At 68.3% G+C, this 19,686-nt stretch carries 17 protein-coding genes; 12 read left to right on the forward strand and 5 right to left on the reverse strand.

Annotated elements, in window-relative coordinates:
• Window positions 1-234: 234 nt before the first annotated feature.
• The 9 genes from ABZX90_RS07090 to ABZX90_RS07130 all read left to right on the forward strand — a co-directional run bounded on the left by ABZX90_RS07090 (window position 235) and on the right by ABZX90_RS07130 (window position 12,345).
• Window positions 235-1,245, forward strand: a complete 1,011-nt coding sequence (locus ABZX90_RS07090) for an SEC-C domain-containing protein (RefSeq protein ID WP_355202138.1) — start codon at window positions 235-237, stop codon at window positions 1,243-1,245.
• Between the two features lie 154 nt (window positions 1,246-1,399).
• Window positions 1,400-1,792, forward strand: a complete 393-nt coding sequence (locus ABZX90_RS07095; RefSeq protein WP_355202141.1) for a very short patch repair endonuclease — start codon at window positions 1,400-1,402, stop codon at window positions 1,790-1,792.
• Between the two features lie 270 nt (window positions 1,793-2,062).
• Window positions 2,063-4,615, forward strand: coding sequence for a Z1 domain-containing protein (locus ABZX90_RS07100; protein ID WP_355202144.1), 2,553 nt, complete (start codon window positions 2,063-2,065; stop codon window positions 4,613-4,615).
• The gene (locus ABZX90_RS07105; protein WP_355202147.1) at window positions 4,612-5,634 is read left to right on the forward strand and encodes a PD-(D/E)XK motif protein; all 1,023 of its coding nucleotides are present in this window, start codon (window positions 4,612-4,614) and stop codon (window positions 5,632-5,634) included. Before ABZX90_RS07100 ends, ABZX90_RS07105 begins: the two co-directional genes overlap by 4 nt.
• Window positions 5,631-7,619 carry a hypothetical protein gene (locus ABZX90_RS07110; RefSeq protein WP_355202150.1) on the forward strand — a complete coding sequence of 663 codons (1,989 nt, stop codon included), beginning with the start codon at window positions 5,631-5,633 and terminating at the stop codon, window positions 7,617-7,619. Before ABZX90_RS07105 ends, ABZX90_RS07110 begins: the two co-directional genes overlap by 4 nt.
• A gap of 65 nt (window positions 7,620-7,684) precedes the next feature.
• Window positions 7,685-8,512 carry a hypothetical protein gene (locus ABZX90_RS07115; RefSeq protein WP_355202153.1) on the forward strand — a complete coding sequence of 276 codons (828 nt, stop codon included), beginning with the start codon at window positions 7,685-7,687 and terminating at the stop codon, window positions 8,510-8,512.
• Complete coding sequence (locus ABZX90_RS07120; RefSeq protein ID WP_355202156.1) at window positions 8,512-10,356, forward strand: DUF6339 family protein; 1,845 nt, start codon at window positions 8,512-8,514, stop codon at window positions 10,354-10,356. Before ABZX90_RS07115 ends, ABZX90_RS07120 begins: the two co-directional genes overlap by 1 nt.
• A 9-nt stretch (window positions 10,357-10,365) precedes the next feature.
• Entirely contained in the window at window positions 10,366-11,718 is a 1,353-nt protein-coding gene (locus ABZX90_RS07125; RefSeq protein WP_355202159.1) for a DNA cytosine methyltransferase, read from the forward strand.
• A gap of 324 nt (window positions 11,719-12,042) precedes the next feature.
• Window positions 12,043-12,345 carry a hypothetical protein gene (locus tag ABZX90_RS07130; RefSeq protein ID WP_351122550.1) on the forward strand — a complete coding sequence of 101 codons (303 nt, stop codon included), beginning with the start codon at window positions 12,043-12,045 and terminating at the stop codon, window positions 12,343-12,345.
• Window positions 12,346-12,494: 149 nt separating this feature from the next.
• Here ABZX90_RS07130 and ABZX90_RS07135 read toward each other — a convergent pair whose 3' ends face one another.
• On the reverse strand, window positions 12,495-13,454 hold the full coding sequence (locus ABZX90_RS07135; protein ID WP_355202162.1) for a helix-turn-helix domain-containing protein: 960 nt from the start codon (window positions 13,452-13,454) through the stop codon (window positions 12,495-12,497).
• 207 nt (window positions 13,455-13,661) lie between these two features.
• Between ABZX90_RS07135 and ABZX90_RS07140 the strand changes: the two genes are divergently transcribed.
• Both ABZX90_RS07140 and ABZX90_RS07145 read left to right on the forward strand, forming a co-directional pair.
• Window positions 13,662-14,171, forward strand: coding sequence for a hypothetical protein (locus tag ABZX90_RS07140; RefSeq protein ID WP_355202165.1), 510 nt, complete (start codon window positions 13,662-13,664; stop codon window positions 14,169-14,171).
• 77 nt (window positions 14,172-14,248) lie between these two features.
• On the forward strand, window positions 14,249-14,758 hold the full coding sequence (locus ABZX90_RS07145) for a levansucrase (protein ID WP_351122559.1): 510 nt from the start codon (window positions 14,249-14,251) through the stop codon (window positions 14,756-14,758).
• Between the two features lie 51 nt (window positions 14,759-14,809).
• Here the strand turns inward: ABZX90_RS07145 and ABZX90_RS07150 are convergent, their stop codons facing one another.
• From ABZX90_RS07150 to ABZX90_RS07160, 3 genes are all read right to left on the reverse strand, one after another.
• On the reverse strand, window positions 14,810-15,169 hold the full coding sequence (locus ABZX90_RS07150; protein WP_351122562.1) for a VOC family protein: 360 nt from the start codon (window positions 15,167-15,169) through the stop codon (window positions 14,810-14,812).
• A 73-nt stretch (window positions 15,170-15,242) separates the two neighbouring features.
• Window positions 15,243-15,716, reverse strand: a complete 474-nt coding sequence (locus ABZX90_RS07155; protein ID WP_355202169.1) for a hypothetical protein — start codon at window positions 15,714-15,716, stop codon at window positions 15,243-15,245.
• Window positions 15,717-15,821: 105 nt separating this feature from the next.
• The gene (locus tag ABZX90_RS07160; protein ID WP_351122568.1) at window positions 15,822-17,186 is read right to left on the reverse strand and encodes a DUF445 domain-containing protein; all 1,365 of its coding nucleotides are present in this window, start codon (window positions 17,184-17,186) and stop codon (window positions 15,822-15,824) included.
• 233 nt (window positions 17,187-17,419) lie between these two features.
• On the opposite strand from ABZX90_RS07160, the gene ABZX90_RS07165 reads away from it, so the two are divergent.
• Entirely contained in the window at window positions 17,420-18,751 is a 1,332-nt protein-coding gene (locus ABZX90_RS07165) for an SGNH/GDSL hydrolase family protein (protein ID WP_355202172.1), read from the forward strand.
• A 38-nt stretch (window positions 18,752-18,789) separates the two neighbouring features.
• Here ABZX90_RS07165 and ABZX90_RS07170 read toward each other — a convergent pair whose 3' ends face one another.
• Window positions 18,790-19,656, reverse strand: coding sequence for a DUF1707 domain-containing protein (locus ABZX90_RS07170; RefSeq protein WP_355202175.1), 867 nt, complete (start codon window positions 19,654-19,656; stop codon window positions 18,790-18,792).
• Window positions 19,657-19,686 lie beyond the last annotated feature (30 nt).

The raw sequence follows: 19,686 nt of genomic DNA on the forward strand, positions 1-19,686 counted from the left end.
TCGCGGCCGCCGGTCGACGGGCCCCCTCCGAACCGAACCCTCGACCGCCGCCGAGGTCCTCAGCCGGCGGGGCCCTCCGCAGACAGGGCCCCGCCGCCGATGTCTTGTCCGGCAGGGCCCCTCGGCCGACGCGGGGCGCACACACACGATCCCGGAATATGCCCCCGGGGACTCCCGCGTCTCTGGCCTGCAGGTCTCTCTCCTTGGCGGCCCGGCGGCAGTACGGTGTCACCCATGCGCCCCGACACGCCTGCCGAGAACGTCGACCACACCGCCGAAGCGGCTCGCCTGGAGCGGACCGCCGGCCTGTATCCGGAGGACGCCGAACACCTGCTCCTGCAGGCCGCGGCCCACCTCGAACTGGCCGGCGACCGCCCCGGCGCCAGCACTCTCTACGACCGCCTCCTCGCCTCGGACACTCCCCTGGAGAAGCCGTATCTGGTACGCGCCCTCAAGGCGTCGAACCTGTGGGAGTACGACCACGAGGCCGAGGCCCGCGCGATCATCGACGGAGTCAGGGCCGCGGCCCCCCGCGACCCGGCCCCCTGGGTGATCGTGGCCGAGGCCCTGGAGTCGCACGACGAACTGGAAGCGGCGCAGGACACCTTCACGGAAGGCGCGGTCCTGCTCCTGACCGACGTACCGGAGCCCCCGTACGCCACGCTCCCCCTCCTCTTCGGCCGCCACCGCGTACGCCGCATGCTGGGCGCGGCCCACGACGAGTGGGACGCGCTGGCCGACACCCTCCACTCGTCCCCGATCTCCCTGGACGAACTCCACGACCCGAAGCGGGTCTGGTCGCTGGGCTCGGACAACCCGGCGGAACTCCAGGCCGAGATCACCCGCCTCCAGGCGGAACTGGGCGCCTACCGCGAAGCCCTCTCCCGCCCGTTCCCGGTGGCGGTCCTCCACTGGTCGGCCCCCGAACTCGCGGAACTGACCGCCGGGTACCCGGACCTCACCACCGAGTACCCCTCCCACGAGGAACACCTCGCGACGATAGAGGCGTCCCTGCGCGAACTGGCCATGTCCGGCACCCCGAACCTCGGCATCGTCACCGCCACAGTCCCCTCCTACGAAGCCTTCGCCGCCTCAGAAGCCTCGCCCCCATCGGACACGACCCTGCTCCCCCAGTACGCGACGACCTTGGCGGCCCGGGGGTTGGCGGTTGCTTGGCCGCCGCAGCGGACGAACAACTGCTGGTGCGGGTCGGGGGCGGCTTATGGGGAGTGCCACGGGGTCTGAGTTCGGCGACTCATTCCCGGGCGCCACGCACAGGCACACTCGGCGCCCGGGGGCGTTTCGTCTCGTGGACACATGCCGGACGTGATGCCGACGGCGCCGGCAGAATGTTCCCGTGGCTGATGCTGTTCCCTCCTCTCCCGCGGTGTCTGCTCGCATGAGTCGTCAAGGCTCCCGCGACACCGCGCCCGAAATCGCGGTTCGCCGCCTCCTGCACTCCTCCGGGCTGCGCTACCGGGTGAACGTTCCCGTGCCCGGCCTGCCACGCCGCACGATCGATATCGTGTTCGGCAAGGCGAAGATCGCCATTTTCATGGACGGCTGCTTCTGGCACGGCTGCCCCGAGCACGCGACTCACCCCAAGGCCAATGCCGAGTGGTGGCGCGCCAAGCTCGACAAGAACATGGCCCGCGATCGCGAGACGACCGATCACCTGCTCGCAGCAGGGTGGACCGTCCTCAGGTTCTGGGAGCACGAGTCGAGCAAGGACGTCACCCGCCGGATCCAGGCCGCTCTCGCAGCCCAACAACCATCTCCGCACGAGCCCTGACCCGACCGGCCGTCGGTGACGTCGCCCATCGAGCACTCAAAATTGCACGAACGGTACAAATATTCACCGTGGGCTTGATATTTTCGAGAACTCGACACAATGGGGCCTTCGTTTCACTTATCGGTGCCCACCGCAACCAATAGTGTGTAGGAGTTGTGCGAGATCGGCGCGCCTACTCGCCCTTCGGGGGCCACACCGCCAAAGGGACTGTTGGCGGGGGCGGTGGCACGGCGGCTTCAGGGAACGAGAGCGGGGGAACGGTCGATACTCATGACCGACGAATTCGATGGCATGTACGGGACGTTCAAGGCGCTCCTGGACGCGTTCCCTCCGACGGAAGCGATCAAGCGGCTCGAGCAGTTCGGCATTAGTCCCGAAGTGGTCGAGCAGATCCGTGAGCGGCACGAGCTGCAGACGATACGCATCAAGGAACTCGAAGAGCCACATGCGGTGATTCTGGGCAACCGCGACACCTGGTACACAGGACCGCAGGCCAGGGACAAATGCTGGCCCGCGATCGTGAACCTGCTCCGCAAGGACGGCTGGCCCGAGGACCCCACGATCAGGAGCCTCGACGAAGCCTCCACCCGCATCGTCTCTCTGCTGAACCACCCGAAGGAGAAGGCCTTCTCCACTCGGGGCCTGGTCGTGGGTTATGTGCAGTCCGGCAAGACGACCAATTTCACCTCGGTCGTGGCCAAAGCGGCCGACCGCGGCTACAAGTTGTTCATCGTCCTGGCCGGCATCCACAACGGCCTCCGGCGCCAGACGCAAGCCAGACTGGTGCAGCAGCTGGTGGAGCCAAACCCCTCCATGTGGTCTCAACTGACCGGCCTCGACAAGGACTTCACCCCACAGGAGAATCCGGCCTCCTATTTCGGGAAGAGCAACAAGACGCGCGTGCTGTGCGTCGTGAAAAAGAACGCCACGGTACTGCGCAAGCTCGCCCGCTGGCTCGAGCAGGCCTCCGACTACCTTGAGGACTGCCCCGCTCTGATCATCGACGACGAGGCCGACCAGGCCACGGTGGCAACCAAGTCGATCAACCCGCTGATCCTCGACATCATGAGCTCCCTGCCGAGGAGCGCCTACGTCGGGTACACGGCCTCTCCGTTCGCGAATCTGCTGATCGACCCGAGCGCCGAGGATCTGTATCCCAAGGACTTCGTCGTCAATCTCCCCAAGCCGGACGGGCATTTCGGCACCGAGGTGCTCTTCGGCCGCTACGCGCTCGACGGTGAGGATCCGGAGCAGGTCGACGACGGATACGACATGATCCGGTCTGTCCCCGAGGACGACGTTCCGTGTGTACGCCCTGAGACCAGGGCCGACATCGAAGGCTTCGAGCCCGTCATCACCGAGACCCTGCGTGGCGCAGTCGAGTACTTCTGGCTCGTCACGGCGGCCCGTCGCGTGCGCCGAACCGGCAATCCGCACAGCACGATGTTGATCCACACCAGCGTCAACACGTCTGTGCACAACAGCTTCGAGAGGCCGCTGAGGCATCTGCGCGACCGGTCCGCCCGGTCCTTGACCGACGCGGCCTTCCTCACCCGACTGCGTGACCTGTGGGAGCGGGAGACCGAGCGCGTTCCGGCCGAGGACTTCGGCGAATCGAAGGTGCCGTTCGAGGAGTTGGTGCCGGAACTCCCGCAGGTCCTGGACAACTGTCGCGTCATCATGGACAACTCCGGCAGTGAGGACCGGCTCGACTACGAGAACGGTCCCGTCGTGGCGATCGCGGTGGGCGGCAACACCCTCTCCCGAGGGCTGACGCTGGAAGGCCTGTCGGTCAGCTACTTCGTCCGCGCCGTATCAGCGTACGACACACTGCTGCAGATGGGACGTTGGTTCGGCTTCCGGAACGGATATGCCGATCTGCCTCGGATCTGGATGACCGACGAACTGGCCGAATGGTTCCGTCACCTGGCCACGGTGGAAACTGAGATGCGCCGCGACATCGACATCTACATGACCGAGGACGAGACCCCTCGGACATTCGCCGTGCGTCTCCGCACCCACCCCAATCTACGAGTGACCGCCGCCGCCAAGATGCGCGACGCCGTCACGGCGGCCTCGTCGTACGGCGGCAAGCGGATCCAGACTCACTACTTCCACACCAACTCCGACTGGTTGAAGAGGAACATCAAGGCTGCACGCGTCCTGGTCGCCGCCTCGGTCGCGAACGCGGTCAAGGTGGAGGATCGCTCGGCTCAGGGTCGATGGGTCTTCCGTGACGTGCCCCACGACGTCGTCATCGACTTCCTGTCGACCTACCAGTTCCATGAGAAGTCCCCTGAGAACGACGCGGGCCTAATCATCGACTACATCAGGAAACGGGTGGCGACGGCCAGCTCACTCCGTCGGTGGAACGTCGCGATTGTCGGCAACCCACGTGGGGAGGACTTCGACTTCGCCGACCACGTGACCGTCGGGCGCAACATCCGCGCACGCCTCGATCTCCCCAACCCCACACCCGACTTCGCGGACATCAAGACCCTGATGAGCCGCCGCGATGCCGCGGTGGATCTGGTCGGTGACACCGCCACGCTGCCCGAGGAGGCCATCATGGGCGAGCGTCGCGTCCAGCTCCCGGACACCGGCCTGCTGGTTCTGTATCCGATCGACAAGGTGTCCGAGCCGAGCCCGTCGAAGAATCGTCGTGTTCCATTGAACGCCGATGAGCACGTCATCGGCGTCGGCCTGGTCTTCCCCAAGCCCTGGGACGAGGACAGCACGGTCAAGAAGTACATTTCGGCCGACCTGTCCAACGTGAGGATCGAGGACGAGGACTACAGCCTGGTCGACGGTGAGGAGGCATGAACGACGACGCGCTCCGCACACTCGTCGAGGAGCGTTGGACCGCGCTCGAGGCCGAGCAGACCACGGGGGAACGACGCCTGCGCGTCGCCCAACTGCCTGTCGCCGCGAAGGACCCCTTGACCGTGGCCGTCGACCACGACGGGCACCGCCATCTTCTGGTGCCGATCCACTCGCACCGCAAGGTCCGTCCTGGCCTGGACGGTCCAGTACTCAGGCTGCACAAACGAATACTCGAGGACGAGCAGACCTACCAGGCCTATGCCGACCTCGCCTGCCTCCGCGACGACCTCAGCGATCTGTTCACCGAGCTGTGCGTGGACGTGCTCGGCGCGACCGGCGAGCTGCCCGACAACCAGATCAAGGCGCTGTATCGCGTTCTCGACCGGTGGAAGGCCCTCTTCAAAACGCAGGGAACACCACTGGGGCCGGAGCAGCTCGCCGGGCTCTTCGGCGAGTTGGTCATCCTCAACCGCCTTCTCGCGGAGGACCCGAGCGCGCATCGACTGTGGAGCGGTCCCGAGGGTCACCGTCACGACTTCTCGGCCGGGGTCAATGCCATCGAAGTCAAATCGACCGCCGAGGGCGAGGGACGAAGGCCCCGGATACACGGGCTTGATCAACTCGAGGCGCCGGATGGCGGGACGCTTTGCCTGGCCTGGCTCCGCCTGCAGCGCACAACCGCAAACGGTTCGGGTACCGCATTCGTGGAAATGGTCGATCGAGCGCTTCACCTGTGCGACGACGAGGGCACGCTCCTCGAGCTGCTCGCCGGAGCCGGTTACCACCTTTCCGACTCCGAGCGGTACCACGACGTGCGCTTCGCGGTCCGTGAGGAGCGCTGGTACCGAGTCGGTGCCGATTTCCCGGGGCTCACGCGCCTGGCCCTCAAGTCGGCAGGCCTGTCCGTGTCGGCTCTGGACGTCGAGTACACCATCGACCTGTCCGGCGAGGCACCTGCTCCGCTGCCCCCCGATGAGGTGTCCCATGTGGTCGAAAACCTGATCCAGGAGTCTGTGTGACCAGGCCTCGCTGGTTCTCCCAGCCTTATCCACCGGAAGGCGCGAGCGCCGCCGAGGGCATCCGCAACCAGCTCGGTCGGCCGGAACTCGATCTCCTCACCATTCTCGTGCGCGAGTCCGCCCAGAACAGCTGGGATGCCCGTGTCACGCAGTCCGCCTCTGCGGTCGACTACCGAATCGACATGTGGACGGTCGGCCCGGCCCACACCGGCGCATGGCGAGAGCTTCTGACCGACGGCGCACCCGCCGGCGCCGAGACATTCCCCTTGCGGGAGACCCTCAGGCATGGCCCGATACGAGTCCTGGCCGTCTCGGACCGAGGCACGCGAGGGCTTGGAGGGCCAACCCGTGCAGACGACGCCGTGGGCTCCGACCGTGACTTCGTCTCGTTCATCCGCAACATCGGCGAGCCACGCGACACCGCTCTGGGCGGTGGCACCTACGGCTTCGGCAAAGGCATCTTCTATCTGCTGTCCAAGTCCGGAACAGTCCTGGTCCACTCCCGCTGCCGCACAGCTCGGGGAGGTCACGAGACTCGTCTCATCGGCTGCACTCTCTGGAAGAGCTACACGGCCGCCGAACCCTCCGGAAGGCGCCGCTACACGGGTCGGCATTGGTGGGGCGACATGTCGGGAGATGTCGTCGAACCCCTGATCGGCCAAGAGGCGGACGCCACTGCTCAACGTCTCGGTCTCAGGTCCTTCGGTCCTGAGGAGACGGGGACGACCGTCGTCGTCATCGATCCGAATCTGGACGAGCTCGAACCGGCGCATGCAGCCGACTACTTGGCAGAGACCATCACCTGGCACCTCTGGCCGAAGATGATCTCGACGGATGACAGACCACCCGCCATGAACTTCTCCGTCACGTGTGACGGCGTCCACCACTCCGTACCGGATCCACGGGAGACCCGCCCGCTCAACATGTTCGTCGCCGCCTACGAGACCATGACCGGCACGGACGGCAGCGATCTGCACTGCATGAGGCCCAAGAGGTATCTGGGGCGCCTCGGGCTGGTGAAAAGGATCATGCCGCCGCTGGAACCGACCCGTGCTTCCCGCATGCTCGACATCGAGGACCTTGTCCATCATGTCTGCCTGATGCGCCCCGCAGAGCTTGTCGTCAGGTACCAGCCCGGGCCGAAGCCCCCCAGCGTGAACCAGGGCTACGCCGGCGTTTTCCGCGCAGACGAAGACATGGACGAGATCTACGCAAAGGCCGAGCCACCCACGCACGACGCCTGGAACCCTCAGTCGCTCGACAAGCCCGAGAGCACCTTCGTGCACACGACGTTCACACGCATCGCAGAGGCTCAGGCCCAGCTCCTCTCCCTCGGCGGCGTCGCGCGTTCGGGAGCCAGCAATGTCGCGTTGGGCGCGGCCAGTTCACTCTTCTCCGGATTGGTGGGGGGAGCCTGGGGGATCGGCGGAGGCACTGCGTACTCCAAGCCGGGCAGCACCGCCGTGCGAATCCCACGGCCGGACGACATCGAAGAGAGCACACGTCCTTCGGCATCGGGCCGTCCCGCTCCGACGTCCCGTACAGGGTCACTCCCGTCCGGCGGAGCGACAGGCTCGGCCGGTTTCGATGACAACGGTCAGTCGTTCACGGACGCATCGGGGACCGGCGAAGCCAGCACGACACGTCGTCGTCCACGAGTCCAGTACGTCGGCGACCCCTACTACGACGACCGCGGCGACGCCTCTGTACTCGTCCAGGACTTCCGACTGCCCGTGCCGGGACCGCAACGAGTGCGTATCGACCTTGCCGTCACACTCCCCGGTACTGGCGGTCGTGAGACGGATCCACCCATCGGGGCGAGCATGCCCGTGCTCGTCGGCTGGGAGGACGGCGACGGTCGCCTGTACACCGCCGAAACTTTCGTGATCGATGGCAGCGAGTCCGTCTGGCGCGCGCTCGTGCGCCCGGCCCCGGACACCGTGACCGAAATCGACATCAAGGTCGAGGCGGTGAAAGCAACGTGACTCGGCGCGTTCTTCCGTACCGCGTCCCGACAGAGGACGTCATTGCGGCTGAGCCGTGGTCGCTGGTGACGGAGGACGGCGACATCGACTTGCCCGAAGCGCTGCCGGACTGGGACTACCACATGGACCTGCAGCTGCGGAGGACCGTTCGTGTCGACCTGGATCAGGCCCGCTCGCAGTCGGGCCTTCCAAGCGACACAACGCTCATGCTCGCGGTCGTCTGGACGGCCACTGGGTCCAACCTGAGCGGACCGGCGCGGCACGTGCGCCTGACCGCCGGCGGGACGGAGAAGGTGGAGTTGGATGTCCGCCTGCGGGGCGCCGATCTGGGCGGCCTTCTTCTCCTGGACACCGCCCTGGTCCTGGCCGAACGCCGGAGGGACGCCCGCCCCTCCTCGCCCCGGCGGGCCGGCTCCGTGCTGTGGAGCGATCGGGAGTCCCTGCGTCTCCAAGGAGACGCGCCGCAGTTCCCCATGGCCGTGATCGACTTCGCCCGAACCTCCTTTCCCGATACCGCAGCTTGGCATCTGCAGATCAGCGGAGGTCTGGAGAGCGCCACCATGGGGTCGCTGCTCCTGCTGGTCAACGAGCGGAACACCGTTACCGCCACGGCGTTCGAGAACGCCGGCAAGCCTCGCCAGGTGGATCGAATCGTGCTCTCCGCGGTGTACGCGGATGCCGCTCGAACCATGGTCGAGCACGCCCTCAATCACGATGACTTCGCTGAGGACGCAGACTTCGCCGACGGCTCACTGGGCGCCACGCTGTTGAGCCTGTTCGACCAACTCTTCCCCGGGCAGTCGATCAATGACATCCGGTTGCGTCGACATCAGTCGCCCGCTCTGTTCGCGTCGGACCTGCAGGCGGCGGTCAAGATCTTCGAGGTGTCGTGATGAGTTTCTTGTACCCGCGGCTGCTCGCCGAACAGGCCAGACCCCTCTTCGAGGAATACCGACACCTGACGACCGCCGAGTTGGTCGGTCGAGTTTCTGTGACCCACGAATCAGCTGTGTACGTGGCCACCGGTGGCGACCGAGTCTCCTCCCATCAGCTTCAAGAACTGCGTACCGGCGTCATCGACCTTGCCAAACGCGCCGGCTTCCCCGACGAGTCGGACCGCGCTCGCAACGCCGACTTCGACCTCCAGCTGGCGGCCCTTCTGCATGCCGAGATGGGCATGGTGCCCGCCGAGGCCGCCTCCAGGGACGTTTGGGCCTTCCTTGCGCTGGTCCTGCTCCCGGATGTCGCCTTCTGGCGCTATCCGCAGCCACCCGGAGACCGTGTCCTGGGCACGGACCTCACCCGCCATGTCTTCGGCCGGTTGTGGTGGCGGGCTCAGCTCGTGCGCTCCTCCGACGACCCGGAGCCGTACAGCGCCCTCAAGATCCTCGGCGAGGCCGCATTCGACCAGATCTACGCACGCCGTGCCGCACTCGGTGGCAGCCCGCACATGGTCCGAGCCATCCTCCGCGTCTGGAAGGACCTCGATTTCACCGGCCTCAACGAACGCGAGACCCTGCGCGACTTCCTCAAGCGGCTGCTGCGACTCGCCCCGTTCGTGATCTTCGACGGCATTGAGGAACGGGCTCTGGACGACGAGCTGCGGGCCGTCGCCAAGGAGTCGGTCGACGCCCAACGCGCGACTTCCCCGCCCACCGAAGACCAGTCCACGGAGACCGGACGAGATGCTGATCGAAGCGGCATCGCCAACGTACAGTCACCCATGGCCGCGTCGGCCGGGAAGCAACCCACTCCGCAGTCCGGCGCGACGACGCCCATCGAACCTCGGCGCTTCAGCTCGGTGGAAGTCTGCGCCGGGTCCGGGGCCCAGGCGCTCGGACTCGAACGTGCCGGATTCGACCCCGTGCTGCTCATCGACAGCAAGGCCGACGCCTGCTTCACGATCGATCTCAACCGACCGGGGTGGGACGTGATCTGCATGGACGTGGCGCATTTCCACCCAAGCATGCGCCCCGAGGCTCGGGGCGTCGATCTCGTCAGCGGTGGACTCCCTCGGGTGAAGTCCTCCGCCACCGTGGGTCGCTCCGAGGACACGGAGGAGCGTGGCGTCCTCAGGGCGGTGATCGGGCTCATACGCGAGATCGACCCGAAAGCCGTGCTCCTGGAGAACGTTCCGGACCTCGTCGAGAGCCCTGACTTCAACACCGATCGCTCGTGGATCGAAGCGGAGCTCGGCAACGCGGGCTACCACTGGAGCTGGCGAGTCCTCAATGCCTCGGACTTCGGCGTGCCGCAGAACCGCAGCAGCGGCTTCCTCGTCGCTCTGAAGGACCCGTACTTCTCTCGATTCGTCTGGCCCGAGCGGGACGCGCTGCCTCCCCCGACCGTCGGCCAGGCACTCGGCCCCTCCATGTCCGCGGACGGGTGGCCCGGAGCGGAACGCTGGATCAAGGGCGCCGATCGCATCGCACCCGCCCTTGTCGGAGGCTCCGACCGGCGTGGCGGTGCCGACCTCGGCCCCACCGGCAGCAAAAAGGCGTGGGCCTCGCTCGGCGTGAACGGCAACAGTCTCGGCGACGAACCCCCCGACTCGCGTTTTCCCTCGGACGGTCAACCCAAGCTGACCGTCGACCAGGCCGCGACGATCCAGGCCATCCCTGCGGAATGGCGCTTCTTCGGCGGCAAGACATCCAGGTACCGACAGATCGGCCACGCGATGCCACCGCCTCTGGCGACAGCCGTGGGACAGGCCGTCGCGGCCGCACTCCGAAGCTAAGATCGGCCCATGCACACGCCCCGCCCCCTCGACCCCCGGCCCATCACCGTCCTTGACCTGTTCAGCGGGTGCGGCGGCTTCACCCAGGGGTTCCACGAGTTCCGCCCCGAGAGGGCAAAGGACGGCGGGCCCGTGTTCCACAGCGTCGCGGCGGTCGAACACGACCTCGCTGCGGCTGCCACCTACGCCGTGAACTTCGGAAGTCATCGCCCGGACAAGACCCTTCCGGCCGCCCGCGTGCACCTCGAAGACATCGAGGAATGGAAGCCGTCGGAGGAAGCCCTCCACGCGGACGTGGTGGTCGGAGGTCCTCCGTGCCAGGGCTTTTCGGCCCTGAACCGTCACAAGATGGGCGCAGAACGCAACCGCCTGTGGGAGGAATACGTTCGTATCGTGGCAAAAATTCGCCCGAAGGTATTCGTGATCGAGAATGTCGATCGCTTTCTCAAGTCGGACGAATTCCAGAACCTGCTCAGCGAGGTGAAACAGGGCGGCCTGTTGAGCGAATACGAACTGATCGATCCCCCCGGGCACGTACCGACCGACACCGAGGAACGCAAGCACAAGCGCTACCTCCTCAACGCCGCCGACTACGGCGCGGCCCAGGCACGAAGGCGCGCCATCGTCATCGGCGTCCGTCGAGACATCGACGCAGGCCGTTCCATGACTTACCCGGCGAAGACACACGTACGACGCCCGAAGGGCGCCTCCGACGCCTCTGCTCAGCCGCTCGACGGCGTCGACACGGACAACTCCTACTGGCGCTCGGTCGACGGGGTGTTCGACGAGTCCGTGCGGCTCCCCCTGCAGGGGACCGAACTTCCGGACGGCAAAGACTACATTTCCGAGGTGGCCGCCATGGTCTCCGGAATCTTCACGACACGCGATCTCCACTTCGGCCGAAACCCTGAACCGCTTTCACGAGCCCGCTACCAAGCAATCCCACCGGGCGGAAACCGCAAGGATCTTCGCAACAAATGGTTCACCGTGGACGAGGGCGGCGAAATCCAGATCTTCGAAACCCAGAATCCTTCGGGCGTGAAGACACCGGTCGGACCCCTCTCCACCGACAGCTGGGACAAGCACAACACGGGCACCGGAGACGTCATGGGTCGACTGCGCCTGGGTGAGCCCTCGGTAACCATCCGAACCGAGTTCTTCAAGCCCGAGAAGGGTCGCTACCTTCACCCGACCGCCGACCGACCGATCACCCACTACGAGGCCGCCCGGATACAGGGCTTCCCCCTCGACTTCCGCTGGTGCGGCTCGAAAACCGACATCGCCCGACAGATCGGCAATGCCGTTCCCATCCCTCTCGGTACGGCCATCGCCTCGGCCATCCACGCCTATCTGTGCGGTTGACCAAGCCGACTGCGGGCTTCCCGTTTCACTCCGCTGCCGCACCCAACAGGTTCGCCGGCGAGAACTCACGGGCAGAGGGGGGCAGTCACACACCGTCCGGCAACCCGTCCACCGCGGTGGACAGCCGATCGCTTTGGCCGCTGTGACGGCCGACTGGATGGCCGAATCGGTGGCGGTCGCGGGCTTGAGGCCGATGATCTGGGCCCGGGCGAGCGGCGGGGCGGACCTCTCCGACGTGCCGGAAAGGTTGACACCCGTCCACTCAATTCCACCCGCGCGTTAGCCTCGACCCGTTCGGAACGACCCCGTGAGCAGGAGGCAGCAATGGCGAAGGTACCGGCCGCGATGGTGGCCGCCGGGGGGCTGGTCGGTGGGTATGGCGTCGCCCGTTGGACGAAGAAGCGGCAGCTGGGCGGGGTCGTGCTGGCCGCCGCCGGGGCTGCCGCCGCGCAGCAGTGGAAGCAGCAGGCCGGCGGGAAGGCCGCCGGGGCGCTGACCGCCGCGTACGTCGCCGCCTTCGCCGGGTCGCATCCGCTGGCAAAGAAGGTGGGCGCCTGGCCCGCCGTCTTCGGCGTCGCCGGTGCCATGGCCCTCGCCTCCTGGGCCGTGGCCGACCGGCGGGCCTGAACGATCTGCTGACCGGCGGGCCCGAGCGGCTGGCCGACCGGCGGGGCTCTGTGACGCGCCGCCGGCGTGCCCGGGCCATACGTCGACCGGCCGGCCTGAACGACTCGGCTCCCCTCCCCCTTCAGGGAGCCCCGGTCACGGAACCCCCGTCAGGGCGCCCCCACCCCCCGAAACGCCCGCCGGTACGCGTACGGGCTCGTCCCCACCACCCTCTTGAAGCGGTCCCGGAACGCCGTCGGTGAGCCGAATCCCGCCTGGGCGGCGATGCGTTCGACGGGATACGTGGTCGTCTCCAGGAGGTACTGGGCGCGCCGCACGCGCGCCCGGTGCAGCCACTGGAGCGGTGTCGTGCCGGTCTGTTCGCGGAAGCGGCGGTTGAGGGTGCGGGTGCTCATACCGGCGTGGCCGGCGATGTCCTCTAGGGTCAGCTCCCGGTCCGCGTTCTCCTCCAGCCAGCCGAGGAGCGGCTCCATGGTCGCGCCCGCCGGTACCGGCGGCTGGCTGTGGACGATGAACTGCGCCTGGCCGCCCTCCCGTTCGAGCGGCATGACCGACAGACGGGCCGCGTGTGCGGCGACCGCCGAGCCGTGGTCCTTGCGGATCATGTGCAGGCACAGGTCCAGGGCCGCCGCCGCGCCCGCCGACGTGAGGAACTGGCCGTTGTCGACGTAGAGCACGTTCGGGTCGACGGTCACCGCCGGGTACCTGGCCGCCAGTTCCCGGGCCGCGAGCCAGTGCGTGGTCGCGCGCAGTCCGTCCAGCAGGCCGGTGGCGGCGAAGACGAACGCGCCGACGCAGATCGAGGCGATCCGGGTGCCGTTCGCGGCCGCCGCGCGCAGCGCCTCCGCGACGCCCGGCGGGAGAGGGGCGGACGGGTCGGCGACACCGGGCAGGACGATCGTGTCCGCCTCGGCCAGCGCCTCCAGGCCGTACGGGGCCCGCAGCGTGAACGGGCCCGCGCTCACCTCCGCGTCGGCCGTGACCGAGCACACCCGGGTCCGGTACGCCGGCCGGCCGTCGGGCAGCCGGGCCCAGCCGAAGGTGTCGATCGGGGCGGAGAGATCGAACGGGATGACCTGGTCGAGTGCCAGAACGGCCACGGTGTGCATGGCTGGAGCGTAGGCCTACACCGGATTCCCGTCATCCCGGCAAAGTTACCGAGCAACCAAGCGCACACCAGTACGAACAGAACCAAACCCAGGTCGGACCGGACATGGAGCCCAGTTGGACCCAGCCATCAGGCATTGGCCGGAATCCGTTATTGCATGGCAAAAGTGCCACTTCTCCAAGATCCGCGCGGCTCCTACCGTCGCCTCGTGACCAAGTTCCTCCTCGCCGTTCATGTCATCGCCGCGATCGTGGCCATCGGGCCCGTCACGGTCGCCGCGAGCATGTTCCCGCCGGCTGCCCGCAAGCTTCTCGACGCGCCGGACGACGCGGACGCCCTCGCCACGACCCGGCTGCTGCACCGCGTCTGCCGGGCGTACGCCGTCGTTGGCGTCGTCGTCCCCGTCTTCGGGTTCGCCACGGCGAGCAACATGGGCGTGCTCGGCGACACCTGGCTGATCGTCTCGATCGCCCTGACCGGGCTCGCGGCCGTGGTCCTCGCTGCGCTGGTGCTGCCCCGGCAGAGCGCGATCCTGGAGGGGGCGAGCCTGGAGCGGGTGACCCCGGAGGGGGCGGTTCCGGAGGAGGCGGTGCCGGAGGGGGCTGGAGACCGTGCGGCGACCGTTCGGCTCGCCATGTTCACCGGGATCTTCAACCTGCTGTGGGCCACCGTCACGGTCCTGATGATCATCCGGCCGGGGTCCACGACAGGGGCCTAGCGCGACCCCGCCGAGAATTCCGCTCGCCCGCCCCGAGCTCCTCCCGGAGCCCACCCCCGGGGCTTAGGATCCCGCGCATGGACGCACACCAGGATCAGTCGGCGCCGGGCACCTACCTGGCCCTCGTGGAACGCCAGTTGACCGCGGACGGATGCGCCACGCGGTGGGAGGACTGGGCCGGGGTGCCCGTGCTGGTCGGGCGGCGGGCCGAGTTCCGGATGCGCTGGATGGCGACGAAGCTGCACCTGTTCACGGTGGCCGCGGCCGTCCCGGAGATAACCGTGCCGGCCATCTCCGCCTTCACCGACCAGGTGATGCGGTACGCCAAGGACACCAAGGGCGGTCTGCCCGTCGGCATGCAGAACGGCATCGGCGCCTTCCCGCTCATGGTCAGCGACCGGGTCGATCCGGCGGCCGTGCAGTGGGCGGAGGCGCAGCAGCGGGTCAAGTTCGCCTGCATGACCCGGCCCGTCGTGGTCGACAGTTCGCGCCAGTACGTGGGGATGTACCGCGGCAAGCCGGTCCTCGGACGCGTCTACGCCTCGTACTTCAACGAGAAGGGCTCGCGTTACTTCTACGGCCAGTGAGAGCAGGGGACTTGCCCGGCGCGACGCGCACGTGCCCGCACCGTCGCGCCCTCACTCCCGATGCCCCAGCACATTCACCACCCGCCCGTTCGGATCCCGTACGAAGAATCGTCGTACGCCCCACTCCTCGTCCCGCAGCTCCCGCAGGATCTCCGCACCCGACGCGATCACCTGCGTGTACACGGCGTCGACGTCCTCGACCTCCACGCTCAGGTCGGGGACGACGGGGGCGGTGCGTTCCTCGGTGAGGAAGCTGATCTGGGCGGTGGGGTTGGACGGGGACGCGAGGGTCATGACCCAGCCCTGGTTCATGACCTCCTCGAAGCCGAGCAGGCCGTAGAAGTCCCGGTTCGTCGCCAGGTCCTTCTCGGACCCGACCCGGATGTCGGGGACGATCCTGCGGATGGTCATCGGGATGCCTCCTCATGGCTCACGGCTCACGGGCAGCGGCCGACACACGTCACGCGCAGGTGGCCGATCCGCCTCAGAGCCGGCCGGCCAGGCTCAGCTCCTCCTCCAACGCGTCCGCCAAGTCTGTCCTGAACTGCCGTGCCACCGCGGCCACGACCAGCACTCCGGCAGCCCCCAGCAGAGTGATGGACGCCCACGTCAGCGGCCACACGTCGGCGAAGCCGTCCGGGGGGCCGGGGTGGGTACGCAGGGACACGTACAGCAGGGTGGCCGGAGGCGCCGCGACCAGCAGCAACGGCCAGGCCAGCGCGTCCCGGAGGCCGAAGTGGACGGCCAGGAGCACCAGGACCGCGGCGAGGGCGAGGACGCCCGTTCCGGTCACCGGGGTGGTCTCCAGGGTCGAGCCCGGCGTCTCGGGGCGGTTGCGCAGGTCCCAGGGGAGGCAGAGGAGGTACGCCGCACAGGAGAGGGCGGCGCCGAGCACACGCGTCAGCCAGCGTTCCGGCCAGGGGCGCGTTCGCAAGGGGCGGAGCAGTTTCTCGGTCATGCGTACGAGGCTTCCGCGTCCGGCGGGGGCGCGACAGAGTACGCGTACTCAGAACGGATTCCTCATAGCGGTCACCCGGTACGGGCTCCTCGGGACCCCGGCCGATTACGCCCCCAGTGCCCGCGACACCACGTAGATCAGCAGTCCGGCCAGGGAGCCGACCACCGTGCCGTTGATCCGGATGAACTGCAGGTCACGGCCGATGTTCGCCTCGATCTTCCTGGTCGTGTGCTCGGCGTCCCAGCCCGCGACCGTGTCCGTGATGAGGGAGGTGATCTCCTTGCGGTACGTCGTCACGACGTACACCGCGGCGCCCTCCACCCAGCTGTCGACCTTGGCCTGGAGCTTGGGTTCGGTGGCCATACGGGCGCCCAGGGACAGCAGGGAGGCCCGCACGCGGAGCCGCAGCTCGCTGCGCTCGTCCTCGGCCGCGGACACGATCATCGACCGTACGGCCGTCCAGGCGGAGGCGATCAGGTCCTGGACCTCGCCGCGGCCCAGCACCTCGCCCTTGAGCCGCTCCACGCGCGCGCGGGTTTCGGTGTCGGACTGGAGGTCGGAGGCGAAGTCGGTGAGGAACCGGTCGAGGGCGCCGCGGGCCGGGTGGGACGGGGAGTCGCGCATCTCGGTGACGAAACGGAGCAGCTCCTTGTAGACGCGCTCGCCGACCTTCTTGTCGACGAAACGGGGCGTCCAGCCGGGCGCGCCGCCCTGGACGGCGTCCATGACCTGCTCGTCATGGAACACCAGCCAGTCGTGTGCGCGGGTGACCACCAGGTCGACGAACCGCTTGTGACCGCCGTCCGCGACGATCTTCTCCAGCATCTTCCCTATCCCGGGCGCGATCTCCTGGGCGTCGGCGCGCCGGGTGATCGCCTCGCCGACCACGGCCTGGACGTCGGAGTCCCGGAGGACGGTCAGCGCGCCTCTGAGCGCCGCCGCCAGCTCCGCCGTGACCCGGTCCGCGTGGTCCGGATCGGCGAGCCAGGCGCCGAGCCTGCTGCCGATGCCCACCGCGCGCAGGCGCTGCCGGACGACCTCCTCGGAGAGGAAGTTCTCGCCGACGAACTCACCCAGCGAGACGCCCAGCTGGTCCTTCTTCTTGGGGATGATCGCGGTGTGCGGGATGGGCAGGCCGAGCGGGTGCCGGAAGAGGGCCGTGACCGCGAACCAGTCGGCCAGCGCGCCGACCATGCCCGCCTCGGCCGCCGCCGCGACATAACCGGCCCAGGCGCCCGCCCCCTCGTGCGACGCCCACTTCGCCAGCACGTAGACGACGGCGACGAAGAGCAGCAGGCCGGTGGCGGTCGCCTTCATCCGGCGCACCCCGCGGCGCTTCTCCTCGTCGGCCGGGCTGAAGGTGTTCATCGCCCGGCCCGGCGGTCCGACGGTCGTCGTGGCGTTCGCGGCGATGCCGGGACGGGCATGCTCTTCCATGCCGTCCGGTTCACCCGCATTCGTGCGTTCCATTCACTCCACCGTTCACAGGCCCCGACACGCGCCGTACACATTGTCCCTTTCTCCCTCTCCTCCTGACCGACTCCTGGAACGACACAGGAGTTCCCGGCGTCTGTTCGGATGGGGAATCGACCAGGGGCCCCCTAGGGGGCCTGTCGGTGCCCTTCCACCCCATGACGCATCATTGGGGTGATCACATCGGAGCCCCGGGCTCCCGTCGCCGGAGGAGAGAGGAAACGCATCGCATGACCAAGCGTCACGGTTATGCCCTGCTCGCCGCGATCCTCGCCGTGGTCGTGGTCCTTTCCGCAGCCATATACGTCGGTGTCGCGGCCGACGGCGGCAACGGCGCCAGGACCGACGTCGCCGGCGGCCGCACGTCTCACAACGCCGCCGCCCCCGCCTCCACCGGCACCTGGGTCGGCGCGTGGTCGGCGTCCCCGGCCGGAGCCGAGCCCGGCACGGAGACGAACGGGCTGGCGGGCCGCTCCGTACGCAACGTCGTGCACACGGCCGCTGGGGGCACGAGTGCCCGCATCACGCTGTCCAATCTCTACGGGCAGCAGCCCCTGTCCATCACGCACGCCACGATCGCAGTCGCCGCGACCGCGAACAACGCCGCCGCCTCGGCCGACAGCATGCGCCGCCTCACGTTCGGCGGCGCCTCGACGGTCGTGGTCCCGCCCGGCGGACAGGTGATGAGCGACGCCGTGCGTGTGCGGATCCCGCACGGCGCGGACGTCCTCGTGACGACGTACTCGCCGACCCCGTCCGGCCCGGTCACCTACCACCCGTTCGCACGGCAGCTCTCGTACGTCGCCCAGGGCGACCGTACGGAGGACGTGAGCGGCGTCTCGTACACCGAGCAGAGCCCGTACTGGCGCTACCTGACCGCACTCGACGTGCAGAGCGACGAGGCCGCGGGCACCGTCGTCGTCCTCGGTGACTCGCTCACCGACGGCATCACCTCCACCGTGGGGGCCAACCACCGCTGGACGGACGTCCTTTCGGAGCGGCTGCGCGCCTCGGCCGGATCCGGCGGCACACCCCGCTACAGCGTCGTCAACCAGGGCATCAGCGGGAACCAGGTCCTCGCCGCGGGGCTCGGCCGGCCGGCCGACAACCCCAGCGGGCTGAGCCGGTTCGGGCGGGACGTGCTCGACCGCACGAACGTCAAGGCCGTCGTCATCGACCTCGGCGTCAACGACATCCTGCGCAACCCGAACCATGTCGACCCGCGCACCATCACCGACGGCCTGCGGACCCTGGTGCGGCAGGCGCACGCCCGTGGACTGCGGGTCGTCGGCGCCACGCTGATGCCTTTCCACGGGCACCGGGGATACACGGACGCGCGGGATGCCGTACGCCAGGCCGTGAACGCGGAGATCCGGGCCGGGAAGGTGTACGACGACGTCGTCGACTTCGACGCGGCCCTGCGGGATCCGTACAACCCTCGCCGGCTGCGGACCGACTACGACTCGGGCGATCACCTGCACCCCAGCGACAAGGGCTACCAGCGGATGGCCGACGTGTTCGACCTGGGCGACCTGAAGGGGACGGCTCCGGCGGAGCTGTGAGGTCGACCGGACGTCCGTGGCCCGGGCACCGCCGGAGGTCAGTAGTCGTCGTGGCGGCGCCGGTGCCGGTCCTCACGGCGTTCCCGGTGCCGCTCCCTGCGCTCCTCGTGGCGCTCGCGCCGGTCCTCGTGGCGGTCGCGGATCAGGTCGCGGGCGTCGTCGAGCGCGTCGTCCATCGCGTCGTACATGTCACCGAGGCCCCCGCCCTGCGAACCCTGCAACTCCTTGCGGGCCGCCCTGCGTTCCAGCTTCTCCTGGCGGCGCTCCTCCTTGAGGCGCTGGCGCTCGGCACGGGTGAGCTTGCGCTCGACGCCGACACCGCCCCAGAAGGCGAAGCCCGTGACGATCACGCGGGGTGCGCCGGGGTCGCCCGCCTGGTCCGACTCGCGGTGGTCGAAGCCGCCCATGATGCCGATGCCGCGGACGACGACCTCGACGCCGGGCGGCACGATGACGTTCATCCCGCCCATCACCGCGACGCAGTTGATGACGACCTCGCGGTCCGCGAAGTTCGCCTCGCGCAGGTCGATCTCGCCACCGCCCATGAGGGCGAAGCAGTTGAAGCGCTTCGGCACCGTCCAGCGGCCCTTGCGCTCGAAGCCGGACAGGATCGCCACGCCCCAGGTGGACGAACCCTCGCCGCCGACGACACGAGCGCCCCAACTGCCGTCGTCCACCGGCTGCTTGACCATGGACACGGGAGCGGTGACGGCCGCGCCGCCGGGCAGGTCGCGGGTGATCGGCGTCAACTCCCCGTAGGTACGGGCGCTGTACGTCGCTTCCAGCCGCTCCTCGAACTCCTCCATGTCGAGGCGGCCTTCAGCGAGGGCGTCCCTCAGCTGTTCGGCGACTCGTTCACGATCGGCGTCGGAGGCGCGCAGCTCCGGGAGTTCGTCGTCGGTCATGGACAGCAGCCTACGAGTTCCCCCGCCCGC

It is taken from the genome of Streptomyces sp. NPDC002935 (genome assembly GCF_040611295.1).
GTDB lineage: Bacteria > Actinomycetota > Actinomycetes > Streptomycetales > Streptomycetaceae > Streptomyces.

Coding starts and splice junctions, on each gene's coding strand:
- ABZX90_RS07090 (WP_355202138.1), top strand. CDS start 235: ATGCGCCCCGACACGCCTGCCGAGAACGTCGACCACACCGCCGAAGCG.
- ABZX90_RS07095 (WP_355202141.1), top strand. CDS start 1,400: ATGAGTCGTCAAGGCTCCCGCGACACCGCGCCCGAAATCGCGGTTCGC.
- ABZX90_RS07100 (WP_355202144.1), top strand. CDS start 2,063: ATGACCGACGAATTCGATGGCATGTACGGGACGTTCAAGGCGCTCCTG.
- ABZX90_RS07105 (WP_355202147.1), top strand. CDS start 4,612: ATGAACGACGACGCGCTCCGCACACTCGTCGAGGAGCGTTGGACCGCG.
- ABZX90_RS07120 (WP_355202156.1), top strand. CDS start 8,512: ATGAGTTTCTTGTACCCGCGGCTGCTCGCCGAACAGGCCAGACCCCTC.
- ABZX90_RS07125 (WP_355202159.1), top strand. CDS start 10,366: ATGCACACGCCCCGCCCCCTCGACCCCCGGCCCATCACCGTCCTTGAC.
- ABZX90_RS07130 (WP_351122550.1), top strand. CDS start 12,043: ATGGCGAAGGTACCGGCCGCGATGGTGGCCGCCGGGGGGCTGGTCGGT.
- ABZX90_RS07135 (WP_355202162.1), bottom strand. CDS start 13,454: ATGCACACCGTGGCCGTTCTGGCACTCGACCAGGTCATCCCGTTCGAT.
- ABZX90_RS07145 (WP_351122559.1), top strand. CDS start 14,249: ATGGACGCACACCAGGATCAGTCGGCGCCGGGCACCTACCTGGCCCTC.
- ABZX90_RS07150 (WP_351122562.1), bottom strand. CDS start 15,169: ATGACCATCCGCAGGATCGTCCCCGACATCCGGGTCGGGTCCGAGAAG.
- ABZX90_RS07155 (WP_355202169.1), bottom strand. CDS start 15,716: ATGACCGAGAAACTGCTCCGCCCCTTGCGAACGCGCCCCTGGCCGGAA.
- ABZX90_RS07160 (WP_351122568.1), bottom strand. CDS start 17,186: ATGGAACGCACGAATGCGGGTGAACCGGACGGCATGGAAGAGCATGCC.
- ABZX90_RS07165 (WP_355202172.1), top strand. CDS start 17,420: ATGACCAAGCGTCACGGTTATGCCCTGCTCGCCGCGATCCTCGCCGTG.
- ABZX90_RS07170 (WP_355202175.1), bottom strand. CDS start 19,656: ATGACCGACGACGAACTCCCGGAGCTGCGCGCCTCCGACGCCGATCGT.